The 19,667-nt window shown below is 30.6% G+C and carries 19 protein-coding genes and 1 riboswitch; of the genes, 8 read left to right on the top strand and 11 right to left on the bottom strand.

Features of this window, described 5'->3' with window-relative positions; translation table 11 throughout:
- Positions 1 to 38: 38 nt before the first annotated feature.
- From QZ357_RS05120 to QZ357_RS05100, 5 genes are all read right to left on the bottom strand, one after another.
- Positions 39 to 2,396: a DUF5317 domain-containing protein gene (locus tag QZ357_RS05120; protein ID WP_290772693.1), complete on the bottom strand. Its 2,358-nt coding sequence runs from the start codon at positions 2,394 to 2,396 to the stop codon at positions 39 to 41.
- A 179-nt stretch (positions 2,397 to 2,575) separates the two neighbouring features.
- Positions 2,576 to 3,097, bottom strand: a complete 522-nt coding sequence (locus QZ357_RS05115) for an HPF/RaiA family ribosome-associated protein (protein WP_290772691.1) — start codon at positions 3,095 to 3,097, stop codon at positions 2,576 to 2,578.
- Between the two features lie 5 nt (positions 3,098 to 3,102).
- The gene (locus tag QZ357_RS05110) at positions 3,103 to 3,840 is read right to left on the bottom strand and encodes a ComF family protein (RefSeq protein WP_290772689.1); all 738 of its coding nucleotides are present in this window, start codon (positions 3,838 to 3,840) and stop codon (positions 3,103 to 3,105) included.
- Positions 3,841 to 3,861: 21 nt separating this feature from the next.
- Positions 3,862 to 4,602 (bottom strand): phosphoribosyltransferase family protein, encoded by a 741-nt coding sequence (locus tag QZ357_RS05105; RefSeq protein ID WP_290772687.1) that lies wholly within the window; start codon positions 4,600 to 4,602, stop codon positions 3,862 to 3,864.
- Between the two features lie 18 nt (positions 4,603 to 4,620).
- On the bottom strand, positions 4,621 to 6,831 hold the full coding sequence (locus tag QZ357_RS05100) for an ATP-dependent RecD-like DNA helicase (RefSeq protein WP_290772684.1): 2,211 nt from the start codon (positions 6,829 to 6,831) through the stop codon (positions 4,621 to 4,623).
- A 119-nt stretch (positions 6,832 to 6,950) separates the two neighbouring features.
- Here QZ357_RS05100 and QZ357_RS05095 point away from each other — a divergent pair, with 119 nt between their 5' ends.
- Positions 6,951 to 7,394, top strand: coding sequence for a hypothetical protein (locus QZ357_RS05095; protein ID WP_290772681.1), 444 nt, complete (start codon positions 6,951 to 6,953; stop codon positions 7,392 to 7,394).
- 60 nt (positions 7,395 to 7,454) lie between these two features.
- On the opposite strand, the gene QZ357_RS05090 is transcribed toward QZ357_RS05095, so the two are convergent.
- Entirely contained in the window at positions 7,455 to 9,158 is a 1,704-nt protein-coding gene (locus QZ357_RS05090; protein WP_290772678.1) for a B12-binding domain-containing radical SAM protein, read from the bottom strand.
- Positions 9,159 to 9,645: 487 nt separating this feature from the next.
- Between QZ357_RS05090 and QZ357_RS05085 the strand changes: the two genes are divergently transcribed.
- The gene (locus tag QZ357_RS05085) at positions 9,646 to 10,053 is read left to right on the top strand and encodes a hypothetical protein (RefSeq protein WP_290772675.1); all 408 of its coding nucleotides are present in this window, start codon (positions 9,646 to 9,648) and stop codon (positions 10,051 to 10,053) included.
- A gap of 24 nt (positions 10,054 to 10,077) precedes the next feature.
- Positions 10,078 to 10,491: a DUF2871 domain-containing protein gene (locus QZ357_RS05080; protein ID WP_290772672.1), complete on the top strand. Its 414-nt coding sequence runs from the start codon at positions 10,078 to 10,080 to the stop codon at positions 10,489 to 10,491.
- 192 nt (positions 10,492 to 10,683) lie between these two features.
- On the opposite strand, the gene ychF is transcribed toward QZ357_RS05080, so the two are convergent.
- The 3 genes from ychF to ylqF form a co-directional block, all read right to left on the bottom strand.
- Positions 10,684 to 11,778, bottom strand: a complete 1,095-nt coding sequence (gene ychF / locus QZ357_RS05075; protein WP_290772669.1) for a redox-regulated ATPase YchF — start codon at positions 11,776 to 11,778, stop codon at positions 10,684 to 10,686.
- Between the two features lie 176 nt (positions 11,779 to 11,954).
- Complete coding sequence (locus tag QZ357_RS05070) at positions 11,955 to 13,085, bottom strand: ribonuclease HII (protein ID WP_290772667.1); 1,131 nt, start codon at positions 13,083 to 13,085, stop codon at positions 11,955 to 11,957.
- An 11-nt stretch (positions 13,086 to 13,096) separates the two neighbouring features.
- A complete protein-coding gene (gene ylqF / locus QZ357_RS05065) occupies positions 13,097 to 13,924 on the bottom strand; it encodes a ribosome biogenesis GTPase YlqF (protein WP_290772665.1) in 828 nt (275 codons plus the stop codon).
- Positions 13,925 to 14,116: 192 nt separating this feature from the next.
- On the opposite strand from ylqF, the gene QZ357_RS05060 reads away from it, so the two are divergent.
- Positions 14,117 to 14,968 (top strand): aldo/keto reductase, encoded by an 852-nt coding sequence (locus tag QZ357_RS05060; protein ID WP_290772662.1) that lies wholly within the window; start codon positions 14,117 to 14,119, stop codon positions 14,966 to 14,968.
- Positions 14,969 to 15,195: 227 nt separating this feature from the next.
- Here the strand turns inward: QZ357_RS05060 and QZ357_RS05055 are convergent, their stop codons facing one another.
- Both QZ357_RS05055 and QZ357_RS05050 read right to left on the bottom strand, forming a co-directional pair.
- Positions 15,196 to 15,516, bottom strand: a complete 321-nt coding sequence (locus tag QZ357_RS05055) for a hypothetical protein (RefSeq protein ID WP_290772659.1) — start codon at positions 15,514 to 15,516, stop codon at positions 15,196 to 15,198.
- A 286-nt stretch (positions 15,517 to 15,802) separates the two neighbouring features.
- Positions 15,803 to 17,200 carry a sigma 54-interacting transcriptional regulator gene (locus QZ357_RS05050; protein WP_290772657.1) on the bottom strand — a complete coding sequence of 466 codons (1,398 nt, stop codon included), beginning with the start codon at positions 17,198 to 17,200 and terminating at the stop codon, positions 15,803 to 15,805.
- A gap of 192 nt (positions 17,201 to 17,392) precedes the next feature.
- Between QZ357_RS05050 and QZ357_RS05045 the strand changes: the two genes are divergently transcribed.
- The 4 genes from QZ357_RS05045 to QZ357_RS05030 all read left to right on the top strand — a co-directional run bounded on the left by QZ357_RS05045 (position 17,393) and on the right by QZ357_RS05030 (position 19,510).
- Complete coding sequence (locus QZ357_RS05045; protein WP_290772655.1) at positions 17,393 to 17,665, top strand: NifU family protein; 273 nt, start codon at positions 17,393 to 17,395, stop codon at positions 17,663 to 17,665.
- A 111-nt stretch (positions 17,666 to 17,776) separates the two neighbouring features.
- Complete coding sequence (locus QZ357_RS05040; RefSeq protein ID WP_290772652.1) at positions 17,777 to 18,022, top strand: hypothetical protein; 246 nt, start codon at positions 17,777 to 17,779, stop codon at positions 18,020 to 18,022.
- 63 nt (positions 18,023 to 18,085) lie between these two features.
- A riboswitch (TPP riboswitch) is annotated at positions 18,086 to 18,184 on the top strand.
- 34 nt (positions 18,185 to 18,218) lie between these two features.
- A complete protein-coding gene (locus tag QZ357_RS05035) occupies positions 18,219 to 18,872 on the top strand; it encodes an energy-coupled thiamine transporter ThiT (RefSeq protein WP_290772649.1) in 654 nt (217 codons plus the stop codon).
- Between the two features lie 197 nt (positions 18,873 to 19,069).
- A complete protein-coding gene (locus QZ357_RS05030) occupies positions 19,070 to 19,510 on the top strand; it encodes a helix-turn-helix transcriptional regulator (RefSeq protein WP_290772645.1) in 441 nt (146 codons plus the stop codon).
- The last annotated feature ends 157 nt before the right edge of the window (positions 19,511 to 19,667 follow it).

Below are 19,667 nucleotides of genomic sequence, written 5' to 3'. Positions count from 1 at the left end.
AAAAATAACCACGGAAAATATTTCCGCGGTTATGATTTTTATTGATTATCTTTTTTCCAGAATTTTATTTCCACATCACCGATTTTCATTTCAACCTTTTCGTATGGATTCATGACTTCTTTTCCTTCGGAATCAATAACCGGTTCTCTGTATGTTTGTACAACTTGTTCTTTTGGATAATTATAATCTTTTTGTACCGTTCTTCCCGTAGAAGAATCATTGACGATTGTCATCTTTGATTCTCTTTCGTAAACATCATTATTTGTTTGTTGTGAGTTTATAGGGTTTTCTCTTTTTTGAGTCATCGGTATTTCATTATTGATATCATAATTATTCATAGGTGTGTAAGGTTCGCTTTGAACTGCTGTTTTTCTTACATTTTCTTTATAACCTAAAGGTTTGAATTGTGACATATCGCTTGATTGTTGTTTGTCTGAAGTTTTTTTTGTTATTGTCGTAAACTCTTCTTCCTGATTTTGATCAAATCCCGGTGTTGATGTCATATTCGGTATGTTTGATTTTCTTACCGGATTTTTCCTTTGTTCTTCTTTAGGTATTTGTGGTTCAACTTTTCCTTCTTTTACCTTTGCAAGTCCGCCTCCACTCATAACATAAATTCCGTTATCGTCTATTTCTGGAGAAGCTATTACTTGCTCTCTTCTGGAAGTACCGCCTTTTTTGAATTTATAATAAGGATTTTCGACAATTCTTCCATCTGCGATAATGAAAGGACTTTCAACATCCACATCAGGCATTGGATTTATTGGATCAGAGAGTTTTTCTGATTTTGTATTTCCTACTTTTTTGAGGATTTCTTTTGCATCCTTTATATGACTTTCTGGAGTTTGGAACGATTCCTCGGTAAGTTCTTCATATTCTTCATCATCATCTTTTGATATGATTTCTTCAGTTTCACTGTCTTCGTCTTCGTATTCTTCAGCTTCTTGTAGGTCTTTCGTTGTAACTTCTTCGTTTATTTCATCGTCATTTTCGTCTTCAAAGAAGTCATAATCGATTCCTTCATCAGAAGATTCTTCGTTTTCTTCTATTTCTTCATAATCAACTTCAGCTTCTTCAGACTCAAGTTCGTCTTCCATAGATAAGTTTCTGAGTTCGTTTAAAAGTTCTTCTATATCCTCATCGTCTTCATCGTCGCCTAAAGCTTCTGTTAATAAGTCTTCCAAATCCGGTTCTTTTTCGTTTTTATCATCTTCTTCTTTATCTGCCATAGCAATTCCTGCGGCTGCAATTCCCGCTCCTGCTGCTATTGGGGCAATATTTTCTATAATGTCATCTTCATCTTTTTCTTCTTCCGGTATATCTTCAACTTCTTCTTGAATTTCTTCTTCGTCTTCTTCTGAAGTTAATTCTTCTTCATTTATTGCTTCGTCAAGAAGATTGTCAGGTTCATCTTCTTCATTAAACAACTCTTCTTCGCCTTCGTTGAATTCGTCTTCTAATTCTTTTAAAAGGTCTTCGTCTTCAAGTTTTGAGCCTTCTTCTTGAATTAGAGATAAATCTTCGATATTTTCTTCACTTTCAGGATCTTCTTCATTTAAGTCGTCCAATTCAAAATCGGCAAAGAAATCTTGTTCTTCTGCTGCATTTTCTACAAGTTCTTTTTCTTGTGCTTCTTCAAAAGAATCTTCATTTGAGTCGTTATCAAGCAATGAATTGTCATCTTCATTGATATTGGTGTAGTCTATATCGTTGTCATCAGAAATATCATTTTTATTATCTTTGTCTTCTTTTATTCTTGATATATCATCTAAAAGAGGACTTTCTTTTTTGTCATCACTGCTTAATTCTTTCATGTATTTTTCATATTCATCTTCATCCATATACTCTGTAGTCATTACACTTTGTATAAATCCAAATGAAGATATAGCCATTATTACGGTTCCCGGAGTTAATACTTCGCCAAGAATTGATGGAAGAGGTAAAGGTATTATTGCTCCGAGATATTTCCAAAGGAAAATAGTTGAATCATTTGCAACGGCCATTGTTGATGCAAATTTTGTCATATATGCACCGGTTGCGTTTCCGAGCCCTGCGATACTTAAAGCAGATTCACTTACAGGCATCAGACCTCCGTTTAAAACCAAAATAACGAAGTTCATTAAAGCCCCTATAAGCAAAGCATAGACCCATATACCTTCAAGGTTTAAGAATAAACCAAAGAATAGAAGTATGTAAGCTACTATCGTTATCCAAAAAGCGTAATCGTTAAGTGCGCTTACTCCCGCAAGTGCCAATATTTTTTGAGACATGAAGAGTACTATGGATACAAGGAATATGTACCAACCTCTGACTCCTCCGATAAAAAAGTTCTTTATACTTCCTTTTCTGATCAGTCCAACTATTATGGATATAATTGCGATTTCAAATAAAAACATAATCAATTCCTTTCTTAACCGTAAAAAAGCTAAAGTATTCTCTTTAATGTAATTATTAAAAATAAATGTCTTTATGTATTTTTCTACTTAATATTGTTGTAGTGTCTAAGGATAAAACCATAGACACTACATTCTAACATTTTTTTTAATGAAAATTCAATACTTTTTAAGAAATTCGTCTAAAATTCAGGCTCTATAAGCCCATATTGTCCGTCTTTTCTTTTATAAATTACATTTACCGTATCTGTATCTGCATTTAAGAACACAAAAAACATATGTCCGAGTAAATCCATTTGTAAAGCCGCTTCTTCACTTGACATCGGTTTGATGGCAAATTTTTTGCTTTTTACTATTTTTAAATCTTCTTGTTCGAGATCTTCTTCGCTCTCATCATATCTGATGGAATCGGTTAATTTTTTCTTTAGTTTATCTTTGTTTTTCTTGATTTGTATTTCCAGTTTTTCTATTGCTTTATCTATACCGTTTCTTACATCTCTGTCCGCAACCTCTACTCTTATGAATGTAGAGTCGACAGTAACCGTGATTTCGGTTGTAACAAGGCCTCTTACTTCACTTATTATAATGCTTGCTTTTGGGTCTTTAGGAAAATACTTGCTTAATTTTTCCAATTTCTTTTCCGCTTCTTTTTCAATTAGAGCATAATCACCATTATAATTTTTAAATTTAATGTCAGTTCTCATGATCTTTACCTCGTTTCTTTTATTAATGGTTTTGTAGTGGCAAGAGTAAGAAAATACACTTCACTCGCACCATTGTTAATAAGTATTTTTCTCAACAAATTTATTGTTGCACCTGTAGTTAGAACATCATCTATTAAAAGAATTTTTTTGTTGAAAATTTCATTTTTGTTCCTTACTTCAAATGCATTTGTTAAATTTGTTTGTCGACGTTTTTTATCCAGACTTTTCTGGTCTGCTGTAGGTTTTGTCTTGATGAGAATATTTCTTTTCAGTTTTTTGTTTGCTTTTTGATTGAAACCTTTTGAAATCAGATATGATTGGTTGTATCCCCTTATTTTTCTTTTATCCTTGTGTAAGGGAACGGGGATTATTATTTCGGTATCATTTATAAAATCCATATCTTTTGTTTCTTCGTACATCAATTGGCCTAGTTTTATGCATAGATTTTCAAAACCTTTATTTTTTATTTGGTTTATTATTCTTTTTGAAATCTTATCGTAGTACCATAAACTGTGACCTTTATATATATTTATATCGTTATCGTATACTGAGTGACTTTTTTTATTATTGTATAAGTTTTTATTTGTTTTTGTATATGTTAATTTATCTTTGCATTTTTCGCAATATATTTGATTTTCGTGCAGCATTGTTTTTTTGCATATACAACATATTGGATTGTCAGGATATAAAATTCTATCTGCGACGTTTCTTATTAACTTATTAATATTATAACACGTTTTCATAAATTTTCTACTTTTTATACGCTAAATTATATTTTTTTTGGAAGCAAGAGTTAAGAAATAGGTTTCTTTTGCTCCTGCTTTAAGAAGAGTTCTGCTTATTTCGTTTATGGTTGAACCTGTTGTGAATACATCATCCACTATAAGTAAAGTTTTGTTTTTGATTATTTCGCTGTCTGTTACCTTGAATGCTTCGTGTAAGTTTGTCTTTCGTTCTTTTTCGCTTAGTCCGATTTGATCTTTTGTACTTCTTTCTTTTATGATTATATTTTCTTTTAAAGGTATTTTGGTATTGGCTGCAAATCCTTTTGCTATCAGCAGTGCTTGATTGTATCCTCTGATTTCAAAACGTTTTTTGTCTGAAGGAGTAGGGATTACAATATCTATATCCTGTAGAAATTCTACATCCCGGGTATTTTTATAGAGGACATTTCCTGCCTCTATCGCCAGCCCTTCACAATTTGAATATTTTATCTTTTTTATTATTCTTTTAGAGTATTTGTCGTAGTTCCAAATGGAATAGCCTTGTGTGAAATAATATTCATTTCCTTCGCAGTTTTCGCATAAGTTTGAATAGAGGTTATCCGATATATCCCGTGAGCATATATCGCATCGCTTTCCTTTTATCCATTCCACTTTGTTTTTGCATTCGTTGCAGTATATATCTTCTTTTGTAAGCAGCACTTTGTTGCATATACCGCATTTTGGGGCGGTTGGAAAGAATATTTTCTCAAGTGTTTCTTTTATTATATTTTGGAGATTCATTCAAAAACCTTTCTTGAATTATAAAAATTCTTTGAGCCTGTCTGCAAGAGTTGTTTTTCTCTTATTTCTTTGCACGCTTCTTATCATACCTTTAAGCCCGTTTACTTCTCCTATGAGAATTACCATTTCTTTTGCTCTTGTAACTGCGGTATAAAGCAAGTTACGATTTAAAAATCCTGAGTATCCGCTGAATATCGGGATTATGACTGCCTTAAATTCACTGCCTTGACTTTTATGTACTGTTATGGCGTATGACAGTGTTAATTCTTCCATTTGGTCTTTTGGGTATATTACTCTTTTTTCATCGTCGAATACTATTTCCAAAGTTTGTTTTTCGTTATCGATTCGTTTTATTATTCCCATATCACCGTTGAAGATACCTTCTCCTTTTTTTAGAGTATTGATATCGGTCCATTTCATTTGGTAATTGTTCTTTATCTGCATTACTCTGTCGTTTTCTCTAAATACAGTGAGACCGTGGTTAATTTGTTTTTTTTCTTTGTGAGGCGGATTTAAAATTTCCTGTACAGATTTGTTTAGTTCACTTACTCCGGCTAGTCCTTTTTTCATTGGTGAGATTATTTGAAAATCTTTAAGAAGGTCGTATTTTTTTAGAGGAGTATTCTTGTAATTGAATATTATATTCAGTATATTCCTTTTTATTTTTTCTTGTGAAATCGTGTTGATAAAATAGAAATCCTCTGCTTCTTTTTTCAGTATCGGCATTTCGCCTTTGTTTATTCTGTGGGCATTCGTTATTATCAAGCTTTCTTTGTCTTGACGGTATATTGTATTCAGTCGTGTGACGGGGAATATATCACTGGAAATCAAGTCAGATAATACGTTTCCTGCTCCCACAGAGGGAAGCTGATCTATATCTCCGACAAATAACAATGAGGTTTTTGGTTTCACAGCTTTTAAAAAAGCATCGAATAAGGAAATATCTACCATGCTCATTTCGTCTATTATGATAAATTCGCTGTCTATTGTATTGTCTTCATTTTTTCCGAAAGACAGGAAATGATCGGTTTCTTGTGTATATTCGTATTCAAGAAGTCTGTGTATTGTTTTAGCCTCACTTTTTGTCGATTCACTCATTCTTTTTGCGGCTCTTCCCGTAGGAGCCGTAAGAGTATATTTTTTACCTATGCTGCCAAGTATGTATATTATAGCGTTTATGATGGTTGTTTTTCCTGTTCCGGGACCTCCTGTGATAATTGAAACTTTTGATTTGATTGCACTTATTACAGCTTGTTTTTGCTTTTCGTCAAGAGTTATTTTATTATGGGTTTCATAGTTTTTTATGAGTTGTTCAAAATCAGTATCTTCTTTTTCTTCTTTGTATGTGTTTAAATATATTAGATTTTTTGCGCTTTCTATTTCACAGTTATAAAGCTCTTTAAGAAAGCATCTTTCTTCGTTTTGGGTTGTTTCAAGTATAATACTGTCATCTAAAAACATATTTTTTAGGATATGATTTACATTGTCTTCGTCCACTCCGAGCATTTTTGATACTTTGTTTTCGAGCTCGTCTTTTAATATATAAGTATTTCCGTCTTGATAACATCCGCTTAAAACGTATTTTATTCCGCTTATTATTCTGTATGGGCTTTCCGGCTCTATTCCTACGCTCATGGCAATTTGATCCGCTCTTTTAAATCCTATTCCGTATACATCATCTATTAAAGCATAGGGATTTGTCTGTATTATATTAAGTGTATCCGATTTATATTCATTGTATAATTTTCTGGCATAGTTTGGTTTTATATTGTATTTTGAGAGTTTCATTATTATGTTTCGCATATTTTCTTGGTTTTTGTATTCAACTCCTATAATAAGAGCCGTTTTTTTGCCTATGCCTTTTACTTTTGATAATTGCATCGGATCGTTTTCCAATATGTCTAAGGTTTCTTCTCCGAAGTAGTCTACTATATCTTTTGCTTTTTTAGGTCCTATACCGTTTAACATTCCGCTTGAAAGATATGTGTAGATGGAATCAGTATCCGTAGGTACGATTATTTCCAGACTTTCGACTTTGAATTGTTCGCCGTATTTTATATGATTTACGTATTCACCTGTTGCCTGAATATCGATTCCCGGTTTTAGATTTTCAAAATATCCGACTATGGTTATTAAAATATCATCAGAATCTATATCTGCAATCGTATATAAATTATCAGCATTGTGATAAATAATTCTATCTACTTTTCCTTTTATTGTTTCAGTCATTTTATACCTCATTAATAAAAAATTATATCATATAACACAAAAATAAAAAAGTAATATATATGGTTAAGAGAAGTGAATTATGTTATTATATTTATATATATTTTTGATGGGGGAATTTTATGAAAAAAGCAGTTTTTTGTATATTTACATTAATTGCGGTTTTTGTGTTTTTTTGTGCTTGCGGTGCAGAAGAAGATGATAAACCGATTATCGGTTATTCCGGGGTTTTGAAAAATTGCAATAAGATTGAGGTTAGGGATAAATCAAAAAATAAAATAGTTAAAATTTTCAATAGTAAAGAGGATATTAAAAATTTTGTTAATAAAATTCAAATTGATGATTGGCAGGTTGCGAAAGAAAAGGGGAAAGGGCATAAGAAAGAAGATATCGGAGCAGGTAAAGGCAACGAACGGTATAGCTATGAATACATATTTTTATATGACAAATATGAAGCGAGTCTGTCCGTTTATAAAGACAGACCTCTGGTAAGGTTTCGTTCCGTCGATGTAAGGATTCATTTTATCGTTCCTGAAGATGTGTATACTTATTTGAATAACATATAAAATTATAAAAAACAAGTAACAAAAGATTTCTTTTGTTACTTGTTTTTTATATTGTATGTTTTAATTTATAATTTCGAATTTAAAACCCTCTTTTACTTTCTTTTCCTTTATGTTCTTAAATATAATCACCGTTTCTTTTTCTTCTGTTGTTATTGGGTTTATATCGAAAGTAAAGACGTTTATCTTTTTATATATTTCTTTTGTTGGCATTCCTGTAAATTCTTTTAAATACTTATTTTTAAAAGCTTCGTTTTTTATAATCTCAAATATATTTTCTTTGTTGAGAGGTTGTATTTTTTTGATAAAGTTCTTTTGCGGTTTTCTGATTTTTATGTGATTTAAATAATCAAAGCTTATTAAGTTATAGGCTTTTTTTTCATCAAATTGTTTTAAGTAATCATACAGTATTTCATATAAATCCTCTTTGCTGAGACTTTTTTTGAATAGATTTCTTTTTATGAAATATTTGTTTAAATTTTCGTAAAACTCAAATGGAGTCGATGAAATTTTTTCCACAAAATATTCCAGCGTATTGCAAAAATTATTTGAATTGTAGTATTTGTCCGTTAAGAATTCTATGTTTTTGAGTTTTGACAGTTCACTATAATTTATCCATTTATTTTCCAGAATTTCGTAAGGAGTGAAGTTGTTGTATTTAAGTTTGTACTTCTCTTTTGATTTTTCCATCATCGTTCCGTGAAGAACTTTTAAAAATCCCAGTTGTAGCATATGAGGGTTAAGGTTGTAAGCATAGTTAAAGCTTTCTTTAAATGATGTTAAATCTTCATAGGGAAGTCCCGATATTAAATCCAGATGAATATGAACATTATCGTTTTTCAATAATTTGGTTACATTTTTACCTATCTTTTGTATATCGGTAATTCTGTTTATTTCTTTTATTGTATTTTCATTTGTCGATTGCAAACCGATTTCCAGTTGAAACATATCGTTTGGTGCGTTTTGAAACAGTTCTATTATTTCATCGTCGAGTAAATTTGCACAGACTTCAAAATGGAATTTTGTGTGTTTGCTGTTTTTTAAAATAAATTTTATTATTTCTTTTGCCCGTTTGTTGTCTGCGTTAAATGTTCTGTCGATAAGTTTTACCAAAGGTATATTATTATTTATGAAGAACATTATTTCTTCTTTTACTTTTTCTATATCGCGAAATCTAAGTCTTTTGTCGAGTTCCGAAAGGCAGTAACTGCAGTTGTAAGGACATCCTCTTTGGGTTTCATAATAGACGATTTTATTTTCAAATTCTTTCATGTCTATATTAGTATAAGGAAATATTACATCGTTAAAATCTATATGCTTTTTTATATAGTTATAATCTTTTGAATTTTTATCGAATACATTCTGTATTCTTGGTTGTTCTTTGTTTTGTATAGATTTTAAAAGTTTTAATGTTATTTCTTCTCCTTCACCTGCTGTGATGTAATCAATAAAATCGTATTTATCAAAATAATCTTTTGCATTAAAGCTTACTTCGCTTCCTCCGAATATTATTGTCGAGTTTGTAATCTTTTTTAAAGATGAAGCTATATGAAGTACATATTCTATATTCCATATATAGCAGGAGAAAATGTAAATATCGCTTTTTTGCGCGAATAAATCCTCCAAAACCTTTTCCTTTGGCATGTTTATATTGTATTGTTTTATGTTGGCATTAATACCTTTTGGTATAGAATTGTTAAATAAATAATAAACCGCAAGGTTTGTATGAGTGTATGCACTGTTTATTCCGATTAATGTTGCTTTCATTTGTTCTCCTTCAAATACAGGTATATAGTATTATTAATATATAGTATATCTCTTTAGCTTTTTATTGCAAAGTTTTTGTGTGATTTTGTTAGAAATCTATTTTCTCTTTATTCTCTGTTTTATTTTTGTTTCAAATTATATATGAGTTACTTATGCTAAATGTTTCAGAGATTGAGTTATGAAATAATGTTTATGTATTTGTATTGATTTGGGTATACTTTGAATTTTGAATATTTTTCAAAATTATGATGATATATTACTTATTACTGTCATTATATATGAGTAAATTTTCAGTTTAAGCATTGTTCCTTTAAAGTAGAACTAAAATTTATAAAGTTATTTTTCGAATTATTAAATAACTGTATAGAAAATAATGTATTGTTATTGACAAATAGATTTTGGAAAAGTATGATAATAAACATTAAAAATTATTTTGAAAAATTTTTAACTAATATATCTTATGTGGTTATTCGAATAGGAGAAGTTTATGGTTAAACGAAAAACATTATTACTTATTGCCGGTTTGGTCTGGATGATTGCAGGATTTAATATTTTAAAAATCGGTATTATATCTTATTCCGGACATGTTTATTTTGTTAATATTATATATTCGTTAATTGTGTTTTTCTTATTTTGTTTTTTTATTTTTAATAAATTGGTTTTGAAACACACTGTGCGTATCACTGGATATAATGAAGAAAAAAAATATTTTTGGAATTTCTTTGATATTCAGTCATTTTTAATTATGGCTTTTATGATTACAGTCGGTATTTTAATAAGAAACTTAAATCTTTTACCGGATATGGTGATTGCGGTATTTTATTCTGGTTTGGGTTCTGCATTATTTGGGGCAGGAATAAAATTTATGAAAAATTATTTTTGTTATACATTCTAAATTTATGTTTTAGTGGAGGAAGCGATGAGAAAAATTATAAATACGTCTTTTGTATATTCAATATTGGCATTTGTAGCAGGAGTATTTTACAGAGAATTTACAAAATTTAATGGATTTACTGGTAAAACAACACTTGGAGTAGTGCATACTCACTTGTTTGTATTAGGAGTTTTTTTCTTTCTTTTATTAGCACTTTTTATTAAAAGTTATCCCGATATTTTAGAAAATAAAAAATTTAGTATATTTTATATTTGGTACAATATTTCTTTATGTCTATTTTCTGTCATGTTATTGGTACGAGGAGTTGTTCAGGTTCTAAACGTTAGTTTGTCCACTCCAATAAATGCATCAATTTCCGGAATGGCAGGCATATCTCATATTATGCTTACTGTAAGTATTATTTATTTCTTTAATATTTTAAAAAAGATAATTAAGTGATAAAATTTTATTATATAAGATAGATATCTTAAAATATTTATTAAGAAATTTATAATATCAAGTATTTTTTAATCGGATAATAGGTTAATCGTCATAATTATAATAAAATATCCATATGCTAATAAAAATAAGAGATATCAAATATATTGTATCTCTTATTTTTATATAAATTATTGCAATGTTCTTTTTAAACTAAACGTTAAATCTGAAAAATATTACATCTCCGTCTTCAACAACGTAATCTTTTCCTTCGATTCTTGTATATGCAAGTTCTTTTGCTTTTACGTCGCTTCCGGCTTCCATAAGTTTATCGTATTTTGTTACTTCGGCTCTGATGAATCCTCTCTCAAAGTCAGAGTGGATTTTTCCCGCAGCACCGGGTGCTTTGGTTCCTTTTTTTATCTGCCATCCCTTTACTTCCTGTTTCCCCGCCGTTAAGAAGGTTATTAAATCAAGTATTTTGTATCCTTCTTTGATGATTTGATCCAGACCTGATTCTTTTATTCCCAAGTCTTCCAAGAACATCTTTTTTTCTTCTTCGTCGAGTTCACTGAGTTCTGCTTCGATTTTTGCGCATACTTTGATTACTTCTATATTTGGGTTTACTTCTTTTACATATTCTTTTAGCGATTTTACGTAGTCATTGTCTTTTGTTAAATCATCTTCACTTACGTTTGCCGCATACATTATCGGTTTTGTAGTAAGAAGATCCTGTGATTTTAAATACTCAGATTCACTTTCGTCAAACTCGTCCAAATTTACGAATTTACCGTCTTCAAGGTATTTTTTTGCTTTTTCCAGCGTGGCAAGCATAAATTTTTCTTCTTTTCTGCCGCTTTTTGCCGCTTTTTGTACTGTTGCTATTCTTTTGTCTATTAATTCCAAGTCGGAAAAAATAAGCTCGTAGTTTATTGTTTCGGCATCTCTTACCGGGTCTATGCTTCCGTCTACGTGGGTTATGTTTCCGTCGTCAAAACATCGTACCACCTGAAGTATCGCGTGTACGTTTCTTATGTTTGAAAGAAACTGATTGCCCAGTCCTTCGCCTTTTCCCGCATTTTTTACAAGTCCCGCAATATCCACAAATTCAACGGTTGCATAAATTGTTTTTAATGTATCGTAAAGTTTACTTAAGTTATCTATTCTTTCGTCCGGAACATTTACAACTCCCACATTTGGCTCAATAGTACAAAAGGGGTAGTTTTCTGCTCCTGCGTTTGCTTTTGTGAGTGCATTGAATAATGTACTTTTACCTACATTTGGTAATCCTACTAGTCCGATTTTCATTTTCTTCTCCTTAAAAATAATCTTTATAAAGTATATAACATATTTTTTCTTTAGTAAAGCATACCTTTTGATAAATCATGTTTTTATATAAAAATTATTGCGCTTATAAAAATTAAAATTATGTTCATTAAAGCATGGTTGTTTTATATTTAATATGATTGTTAAGGTAATATGTATCAAGCTCTGAATGCGTCTTTTATTATATTTATATCGAAAGTTCCTTTTGTTTTGTTTATAATTTCAACGACATCAAATCGTATTTTATATTTATCCGTCATATTTTTTTCTTTCAGATAATTTTGAGCACTGTCTATTATTCTTTTTTGTTTTGATGTTTCCACATAATTTTTGGGCGGAATGATATTTTTATGTCTCCCTTTAACTTCGACAAAAACAATCATATCGTCCTTTTTTATTATTATGTCTACTTCTCCGTAAGAGCATTTATAATTTCTGTTTAGTATGGTATAACCTTGTTTTGCCAAGTAATTTACTACTACATTTTCATAACTTCTTCCTTTTTCAACTGCACTTTTTACTATGTTCTGCGTAAAAGAAGTTCGGTGAATCGGAGTAAGCCCGTTCATTTTTATGGCTTCCATATGTTCTGCCGTTCCGTATCCTTTGTTTTTATCAAAACCGTAATCAGGATATTGTTTTGCGTATTCGTCCATTAATTTGTCTCTGTATACTTTTGCAAGTATGCTTGCCGCACTTATACTGTAGATTTTACTGTCGCCTTTTATAAAGGATTTTTGCTCTATATCGGTATCGATTGTAACTGCATCTATAAGAAGTGCATCAGGTTTTAATTTAAGATTTTCTACGGAGCTTAGCATTGCTTTTTTTGTTGCGTTAAGTATATTTATTTTATCTATCTCTTTGTTATCCACAATGCCGTATGAATAATCCAAAGCTTCCGATTTTATTTTTTCTGCCAACTCTGTTCTTTTTTGAGAACTGAGTGCTTTTGAATCATTTATATACATTATTTTGCTGTCTTTTGGCATTATTACACTGGCCGTAACTACAGGTCCCGCCAAAGGTCCTCTTCCTACTTCATCAATGCCGGCTATATATTTGCAGCCTTTTTCATAAAGGTGATACTCGTATTCTTTCATGTTGTTTAATCTTGTTACTTCTTTGTTATATGCATCAAGTGTTCGCTGAAGTTTTAATGCGTATTTATGAACTGCCTTTCTGTCATCAGCTTTAAAGGCTTCGATGTATTTTTCATATTCATTAAAAGGGATATCGTTCAACATTTCTTTTATAATCGTAATTTTTGTGTTTTTAACGTCAATCATACCAATACCTCCTATAGATCTGATACTTTATCAAATGACATACGGCCGATTTGTCCGTTTTTAAATTCATCCAAAACCGTTACTGCGGTTCTTAAATAATCGATTTCTCCTCCTTTTAAGAGAAATCCTCGTTTTCTTCCTATGTCTTCGTATACTTCAAGGGGGGGATTGTTTACATTGTCCAGTTTATATCTTTCTTTTAAATTGTTTGGATAATTGTCAATTAAAAATTCAATAAGTTTAAGACATAACTCCTCTCTGTCGAGTATAGTTTCTTTTACAGAACCTAAAGATGCAAGGCATACTCCATCCTCCAAATTCTCGAATTTGGGAGGAAGAACTCCCGGTGTGTCCAATAAGTATAGTTCGCCTTTTACTTTAATCCATTGTTTTGATAGGGTTACTCCCGGTCTGTTTCCTGTTTTTGCATTGGATTTTTTTGTTATAGAGTTTATAAACATCGATTTACCCACATTTGGTATTCCGACAACCATAGCCCTTACTTCTCTGTTTGATCTGAATTTTGATTTTAAACTGTTTAAGTATTCGACAACTTCGTTTATACCTTTTTTGCTTATGGAGTCAATGAAGAATACATCTTCATTTTTATCTTTGAAATATGAAATCCATTCCTTTGTAGCTTTTTCATCACTCAAATCTGATTTGTTGTATATTTTGATGGATTTTTTTTGATTTATTATTTTGTTGAAATCTTTGTTTTCACTTCTTAATACGGCTCTTGAGTCCAAAAGCTTTATTATTATATCTACGTTTTTAAGATCTTCTTTTATAAGTCTTGTGGCTTTTGCCATATGCCCCGGATACCATTGTATGTTCATTTTTAACCTCTTTTTTGTTAATTGATAAATTAAATTAATTATAACTTAAAATGTTTATGTTGCATAGATAAATTTATCACTTTTGTTCAAATAGGGGTATATGATAAATTTAATAAAAATATTTTATAGAAATTTACATAACGTTTCAGATTATGTTAAAATATAAATATAATTAAAAATAAGAGGTGCGAAATGAAAAATTTAACAGATGTCTTTACATTAAATAACGGTATCGGTATTCCATGTGTCGGATACGGTACATTCCAGACCCCTGACGGAGAGAGTGTTGTAAGCGGTGTCAAGGAGGCATTAAAAGCAGGATACAGACATATAGACACTGCATATTTTTATCAAAACGAAAAAGGTGTCGGAAAAGCAATAAAAGAAAGCGGAGTAAAAAGAGAAGATATATTTGTTACAAGTAAGCTTTGGAACAGTGACAGAGGATACGAAAGTGCAAAGATTGCTTTTGAAAAGACAATGGATAATCTTGGACTTGAATATCTTGATTTGTTCTTAATCCATTGGCCGGCTATAAAAAAACAATTTGATAATGCGGAAGAGATAAATGCACAGACATGGAAAGCTTTTGAAGAGATATATGGAAGCGGAAGAGTAAAAGCGATAGGGTTAAGCAACTTCCTTCCTCATCATATAGAAGCTTTGATGAAAACCGCTAAAATTAAGCCTATGGTAAATCAAATAGAATTTCATCCCGGATTTGCTCAGATTGAAACTGCCGAGTATTGCATTGATAATGATATAGTTGTCGAGGCTTGGTCTCCTCTTGGAAGAAAGGATGCTTTAAGCAATGAAAAATTACTTTCTCTTGCTGAAAAATACAATAAATCTGCTGCTCAAATATGTTTGAGATGGGTTTTGCAGCATAATATACTTCCTCTTCCGAAATCGGTTACTCCAAACAGGATAGTAGAGAATGCAAATATATTTGATTTTAATTTGACAAAAGAGGATATGGCTCTTATTGACAACATTCCTTATTGCGGAGGTCAATGTGCCGATCCTGACGATGTTGATTTTTAATGTTTTGATCAAAGAGGTTACGTTATGTAATCTCTTTTTTATTTGTTTTGTATAGGAACGTTATATGATATTGTCTATTTTTATGGATTTGGTATTATATATTGTTTAATTTACATATAGTACTTTATTTGAAATTTATAAAAAATAAAATATCGGTAAATTAAATACATTATGCTCAAAATAAAAAGACTGCTTTATAACAGCCTTTTTAAATAAAGTATATTTAATTATATTTGAAACTTATTTCTAAGATAAAATTCGTATTTGTCTATATGTCCTTGAATATGATTTAAGATAAAATTATTTATCGGAACATATTTTCTTACATATTTCATTAATTTTTTTAGTTCGTTTAAGTCCTCATATGTTTTGATGATAGAATTTATGTCTTTTCTGTTTAGCGTTAAAACGGACATTTCCAGTTTTGATAAAGATTTTATTAAAGAATCTTTCATTGAATTTGCAGTGGAACCGTTGATCCTCGTTTCCGCTGAGAAGGATTCGCTTTCCGTGCCATTTGTTTCCATATTTTTGTTTAAATTTTTCATACTCATTCCCCAAACCTCTTTTTCCTTTTTTATTATTTAAACATAATACAAGAGATATTATACTACATATTTGTCGTTCTAAATTGTCGAAGTTTTGATGAAAAATTGACTTTAAATTGATATATTGCGATTTTGTAATTTTATTTTGTTATAAATGCAAAATAAATATTGGGATTTAATAATATATATGCTTTAGAATTATAAATTATATATTTTATTATGTATATTAATGTGTATTAATATAAAAGCTGATTGCATAAAAAACGGCAATAAACATTATGCCGTTTTATTTTGAATATCTTTTTCTTTTTCGCACGAATGTTGATGGGTCCATTCCAAGGCTTTCAGCCGCTTCTCTGACATTTTTGTATTTTTGGTAAGCATGATTTATATATTCAAGTTCTATGCTTTCGGTTAACTTTTTTAAATTGTTCGTTTCTTTTAATCTGAACCCGACGAAGTCTTCTTTGGGTTTTTCATTAAAAGGGAGATCTTTTAACGTAACCTTCTTGTTGTCACTTAATATTAAGCCTCTTTCAACTATATTTCTCAACTCTCTTATATTGCCGGGCCAAGAATACTCCTTTAATTTATTTAATGCCTCTTTGTCAAAATATTTGTTGAAGTCGTATTTTTTATTGAATTTATCGGTGAAAAAATCCGTTAGCGGGATAATATCTTCTCTTCTGTCTTTTAATGCCGGAATATGAATAGGGAACACTATTAATCTGTCATACAAATCTTTTCTGAATACTTTTTCTTCAACAAGTTTATCCAAATCTGCATTTGTGGCAGCGATTATTCTGACATTTATTTTAATCGGTTTTGTTCCTCCGACTCTTTCAATTTCTTGCTCCTGTAAAACCCTAAGCAGTTTTACCTGCATAGAGAGAGGAAGTTCTCCTATTTCATCCAAGAATATCGTTCCGTTATTTGCGGCTTCAAATAATCCTTCTTTTCCGTTTTTGTCCGCACCTGTAAATGCCCCTTTTACGTATCCGAAGAATTCACTTTCAACCAGACCTTGAGGTATTGCACCACAATTAACTTTTATAAAGGGTTTGTTTTTTCTTGAACTGTTCTTGTATATATAGTTGGCAAATAATTCTTTACCCACTCCCGTATCACCCATAAGCATTACCGTGGTATCCAGGGGAGCGACTTTTCTTGCCATATCCAATGTTGCGATGGAATTTTTGTCTACACATATTAATTTTTCCGACAGTGAGGAGTTCTCTTTTGAATGCGTTGTATTTTTGTCATTTGTGACTTTAGACAGTAGGTTTTTGTTTACTTCTTCTTTCAGGTTATATATTTCTGTTAGGTCTCTTACATTGGTGACAACCATAATTATGTTACCTTTATTGTCGAATACCGGAGAACTGGTTATTAAAGCTTTTTTCCCGGTTTTAAACTCCTGTTTTAGTGTTACGGGCTTTTTCTTTTTTAATGCAAGAACGGATCCTGAGATTGATATTACATTGTTTTTTATTAAATCTATCATGTTTTTGCCCAGAACTTCTTCTTTTTTTAGTCCGGTTATCATCTCATATGATTTATTTACCTTTATTGTATTGGCTTTATTGTCAGTAATGTAAATTCCGTCAAAAGAATTTTCTATTACTGCGTCCAGCCTTTCATTTGCCTCTTGTAAATTTTTAAACATTTCAAATTTGCTGTCCATATAAAACTCCCATAAGAAATATATCTTTATTTTACTCTTTTTGTTGCATTTTTACAACAAAAGTTTGTTTGTTATTCTAGTAGTTTCGGCTTATTAATTCAATAATAAAGATTTTGTGTTTTGGTAGAATTAATAAGTAATTGTAATTATTTTCTTCGTAGGATATAATAATTATGTTGGATGGTGATAATTATGTTGAAAAAAATAGAAAAAATTCTTGATGAAAAAGTCAGACCTTCTCTTAGAAGTCATGGGGGAGATGTTGTTGTAAAAGAGTATAATGAAGGTATATTAAAAGTTAAGCTTATAGGAGCATGTTCTTCATGTCCTGCCGCAAAAGCGACCAATGAAGATTTGATAAAGTTCAATATTATGGATGAACTTGCCGAAGTCAAAGATGTTATTTTAGTTGAAGAAGTCAGCGAAGAATTAATAGATATTGCGAAAAAAATATTAAAACATTAACGCATATATAATGTTTATAGGATATTTAAATTTAAGATAATCCTTGTGTTTAAAGTTTTGATAAAATAAAAGTCAGCGGATATTTTTTATGTCTTTTAAGGATGTGAATTTATGGATATTTATGTAAAATATTGCGGAGGATGCAATCCAAGGTATGACAGAATAAAAGAGTTGAATAACTTGTTAAGAAAGAATTCAGGTATTAATGTTTCATATGATTGTGAAGGAAGTTTCGATATTGCCGTTATTATATGTGGATGTGAAAGCGCATGTGTTAATGTCGATTCTTTGAAATTCAGCAAAATTTTTTGGCTTAAAAATAAAGACGATTTTAAAAATTTTGACAAATATTTATAAATACATAAATAAAGTTTGACATTATTTTTTGTCGATGATAAAATAATAAAAATTTAATAAAATAAACAAAGCTAGGGGAGCCTTCGGGCTGAGAAAACATAATGTTTACCCTTACTACTTGATCCGGGTTATGCCGGCGTAAGGAAGCTGAAAATCTTTTGTACCTCCTGTTTTGTTTATATAAGGAGGATTTTTTATGTCATTTTTTGTGTCTGCTACTGCAGACGGTTATGTTCTTACAAATTATGGTTATGTAGCCTTATTTGTTTTGTTGGTTGGAGTATTGCTCCTTGCGGTGTTTTTTTCAAAGAAGAGAGAAAAGAAAACTATGAGCACAAAACAGTTGGTATTTTGTGCAATGATAATAGCTCTCGGTACAGTTGCTTCAATGCTTAAAGTTTATGAGTTCCCGTTTGGAGGAGCAATTACTTTATGCAGTATGCTCGTTGTGTGTCTTGCAGGGTATTTTTACGGACCCATAACCGGTATTTTAACGGCAAGTGCATACGGTATACTTCAATTTATCATTCAGCCTTATATTGTTTTTCCTTTGCAGGTTATTATTGATTATGTTATGGCTTTTGGAGCCCTTGGATTATCAGGTGTTTTTTATAAGTCGAAAAAAGGACTTCTTAAGGGGTATTTGCTTGGGGTTTTAGGCAGATATGTTTTTGTTGTAATTTCCGGTTGGATTTTCTTTGGTATGTATGCGTGGGAGGGATGGGCGCCTCTTCCGTATTCGTTGGTATATAACGGTATATATATCGGAGCCGAAGCCTTGATTACCGTTGCCATTATTTCAATTCCATCTGTTTATAAAGGTATTGAAAGGATTAAAAATAACGCTTGATTATAACGTGTATTTTCAAATATAAGTATTGTTTTATTTCTTTTTAAAACTTTTAAGAGCACTTATAAGTTGCATTTTGAAACCGATAATTGGTTTTATTTTCTTATATAAATGGTAAAATAGGTATTGTAAGAAAAGATACATTGAATTTGATAAAACTTTGTATAAAATTAAATTTTACATATGTGAGGTATAAAATGAATATCGGAGAAAAAATTGCAAAAGCCAGAAAAAATTTAAATTTTACACAGGATCGGCTTGCGGAAATGCTGGAGGTCTCAAGGCAGACTGTTTCCAAGTGGGAGTTATCTCTTTCACACCCTGAAATTTCAAAGCTTATACGTTTATCCGAAGTTTTAAATGTAAGTACTGATTATTTGTTAAAGGATAAAAATGAGGGAAAAGAGACCTTGGAGGTGAAGGAAGTTTCCGGTGGGTATGATATAGATTGGTCAAAAGTTTACCCTGTACTTTCTCGTTATGAAAATGAAATAGATATGACGTATTATATTAATCATTTTAAAGATATGATTTTGGAAGCTATGGATAAATACGGATATTCTTTGGAAGATTCCATGTTGGTGTTAAAAGACGTATATTATAAAGCATATTTGAGTTTGAATAATCATAAAAAATAAAAGAACCTTTAAAGGTTCTTTTATTTTTGTGATTTTGCTTATGAACATTAAAAAATTAAATTCTTACACATGGGTTATGATATTATGATGTTTTATTTAAGATTTTTTTAGTATATATGTATAAGTTTTAAATTTTAAGTTTAAACACAATGTTTAT

The organism is Anaerofustis sp., from assembly GCF_019420015.1.
GTDB lineage: Bacteria > Bacillota > Clostridia > Eubacteriales > Anaerofustaceae > Anaerofustis.
Note: the sequence above shows the minus strand (reverse complement) of the source record. Positions and strands in the feature narration are given on the sequence as shown.

What these genes read in the sequence shown, in the direction of transcription:
- QZ357_RS05100 (WP_290772684.1), bottom strand. Translation starts at nt 6,831, where the DNA reads ATGACTGAAACAATAAAAGGAAAAGTAGATAGAATTATTTATCACAAT.
- ylqF (WP_290772665.1), bottom strand. Translation starts at nt 13,924, where the DNA reads ATGAACATACAATGGTATCCGGGGCATATGGCAAAAGCCACAAGACTT.
- QZ357_RS05095 (WP_290772681.1), top strand. Translation starts at nt 6,951, where the DNA reads ATGAAAAAAGCAGTTTTTTGTATATTTACATTAATTGCGGTTTTTGTG.
- QZ357_RS05070 (WP_290772667.1), bottom strand. Translation starts at nt 13,085, where the DNA reads ATGATTGACGTTAAAAACACAAAAATTACGATTATAAAAGAAATGTTG.
- QZ357_RS05085 (WP_290772675.1), top strand. Translation starts at nt 9,646, where the DNA reads ATGGTTAAACGAAAAACATTATTACTTATTGCCGGTTTGGTCTGGATG.
- QZ357_RS05080 (WP_290772672.1), top strand. Translation starts at nt 10,078, where the DNA reads ATGAGAAAAATTATAAATACGTCTTTTGTATATTCAATATTGGCATTT.
- QZ357_RS05055 (WP_290772659.1), bottom strand. Translation starts at nt 15,516, where the DNA reads ATGAAAAATTTAAACAAAAATATGGAAACAAATGGCACGGAAAGCGAA.
- ychF (WP_290772669.1), bottom strand. Translation starts at nt 11,778, where the DNA reads ATGAAAATCGGACTAGTAGGATTACCAAATGTAGGTAAAAGTACATTA.
- QZ357_RS05120 (WP_290772693.1), bottom strand. Translation starts at nt 2,396, where the DNA reads ATGTTTTTATTTGAAATCGCAATTATATCCATAATAGTTGGACTGATC.
- QZ357_RS05105 (WP_290772687.1), bottom strand. Translation starts at nt 4,602, where the DNA reads ATGAATCTCCAAAATATAATAAAAGAAACACTTGAGAAAATATTCTTT.
- QZ357_RS05050 (WP_290772657.1), bottom strand. Translation starts at nt 17,200, where the DNA reads ATGGACAGCAAATTTGAAATGTTTAAAAATTTACAAGAGGCAAATGAA.
- QZ357_RS05090 (WP_290772678.1), bottom strand. Translation starts at nt 9,158, where the DNA reads ATGAAAGCAACATTAATCGGAATAAACAGTGCATACACTCATACAAAC.
- QZ357_RS05115 (WP_290772691.1), bottom strand. Translation starts at nt 3,097, where the DNA reads ATGAGAACTGACATTAAATTTAAAAATTATAATGGTGATTATGCTCTA.
- QZ357_RS05060 (WP_290772662.1), top strand. Translation starts at nt 14,117, where the DNA reads ATGAAAAATTTAACAGATGTCTTTACATTAAATAACGGTATCGGTATT.
- QZ357_RS05030 (WP_290772645.1), top strand. Translation starts at nt 19,070, where the DNA reads ATGAATATCGGAGAAAAAATTGCAAAAGCCAGAAAAAATTTAAATTTT.
- QZ357_RS05040 (WP_290772652.1), top strand. Translation starts at nt 17,777, where the DNA reads ATGGATATTTATGTAAAATATTGCGGAGGATGCAATCCAAGGTATGAC.
- QZ357_RS05035 (WP_290772649.1), top strand. Translation starts at nt 18,219, where the DNA reads ATGTCATTTTTTGTGTCTGCTACTGCAGACGGTTATGTTCTTACAAAT.
- QZ357_RS05045 (WP_290772655.1), top strand. Translation starts at nt 17,393, where the DNA reads ATGTTGAAAAAAATAGAAAAAATTCTTGATGAAAAAGTCAGACCTTCT.
- QZ357_RS05110 (WP_290772689.1), bottom strand. Translation starts at nt 3,840, where the DNA reads ATGAAAACGTGTTATAATATTAATAAGTTAATAAGAAACGTCGCAGAT.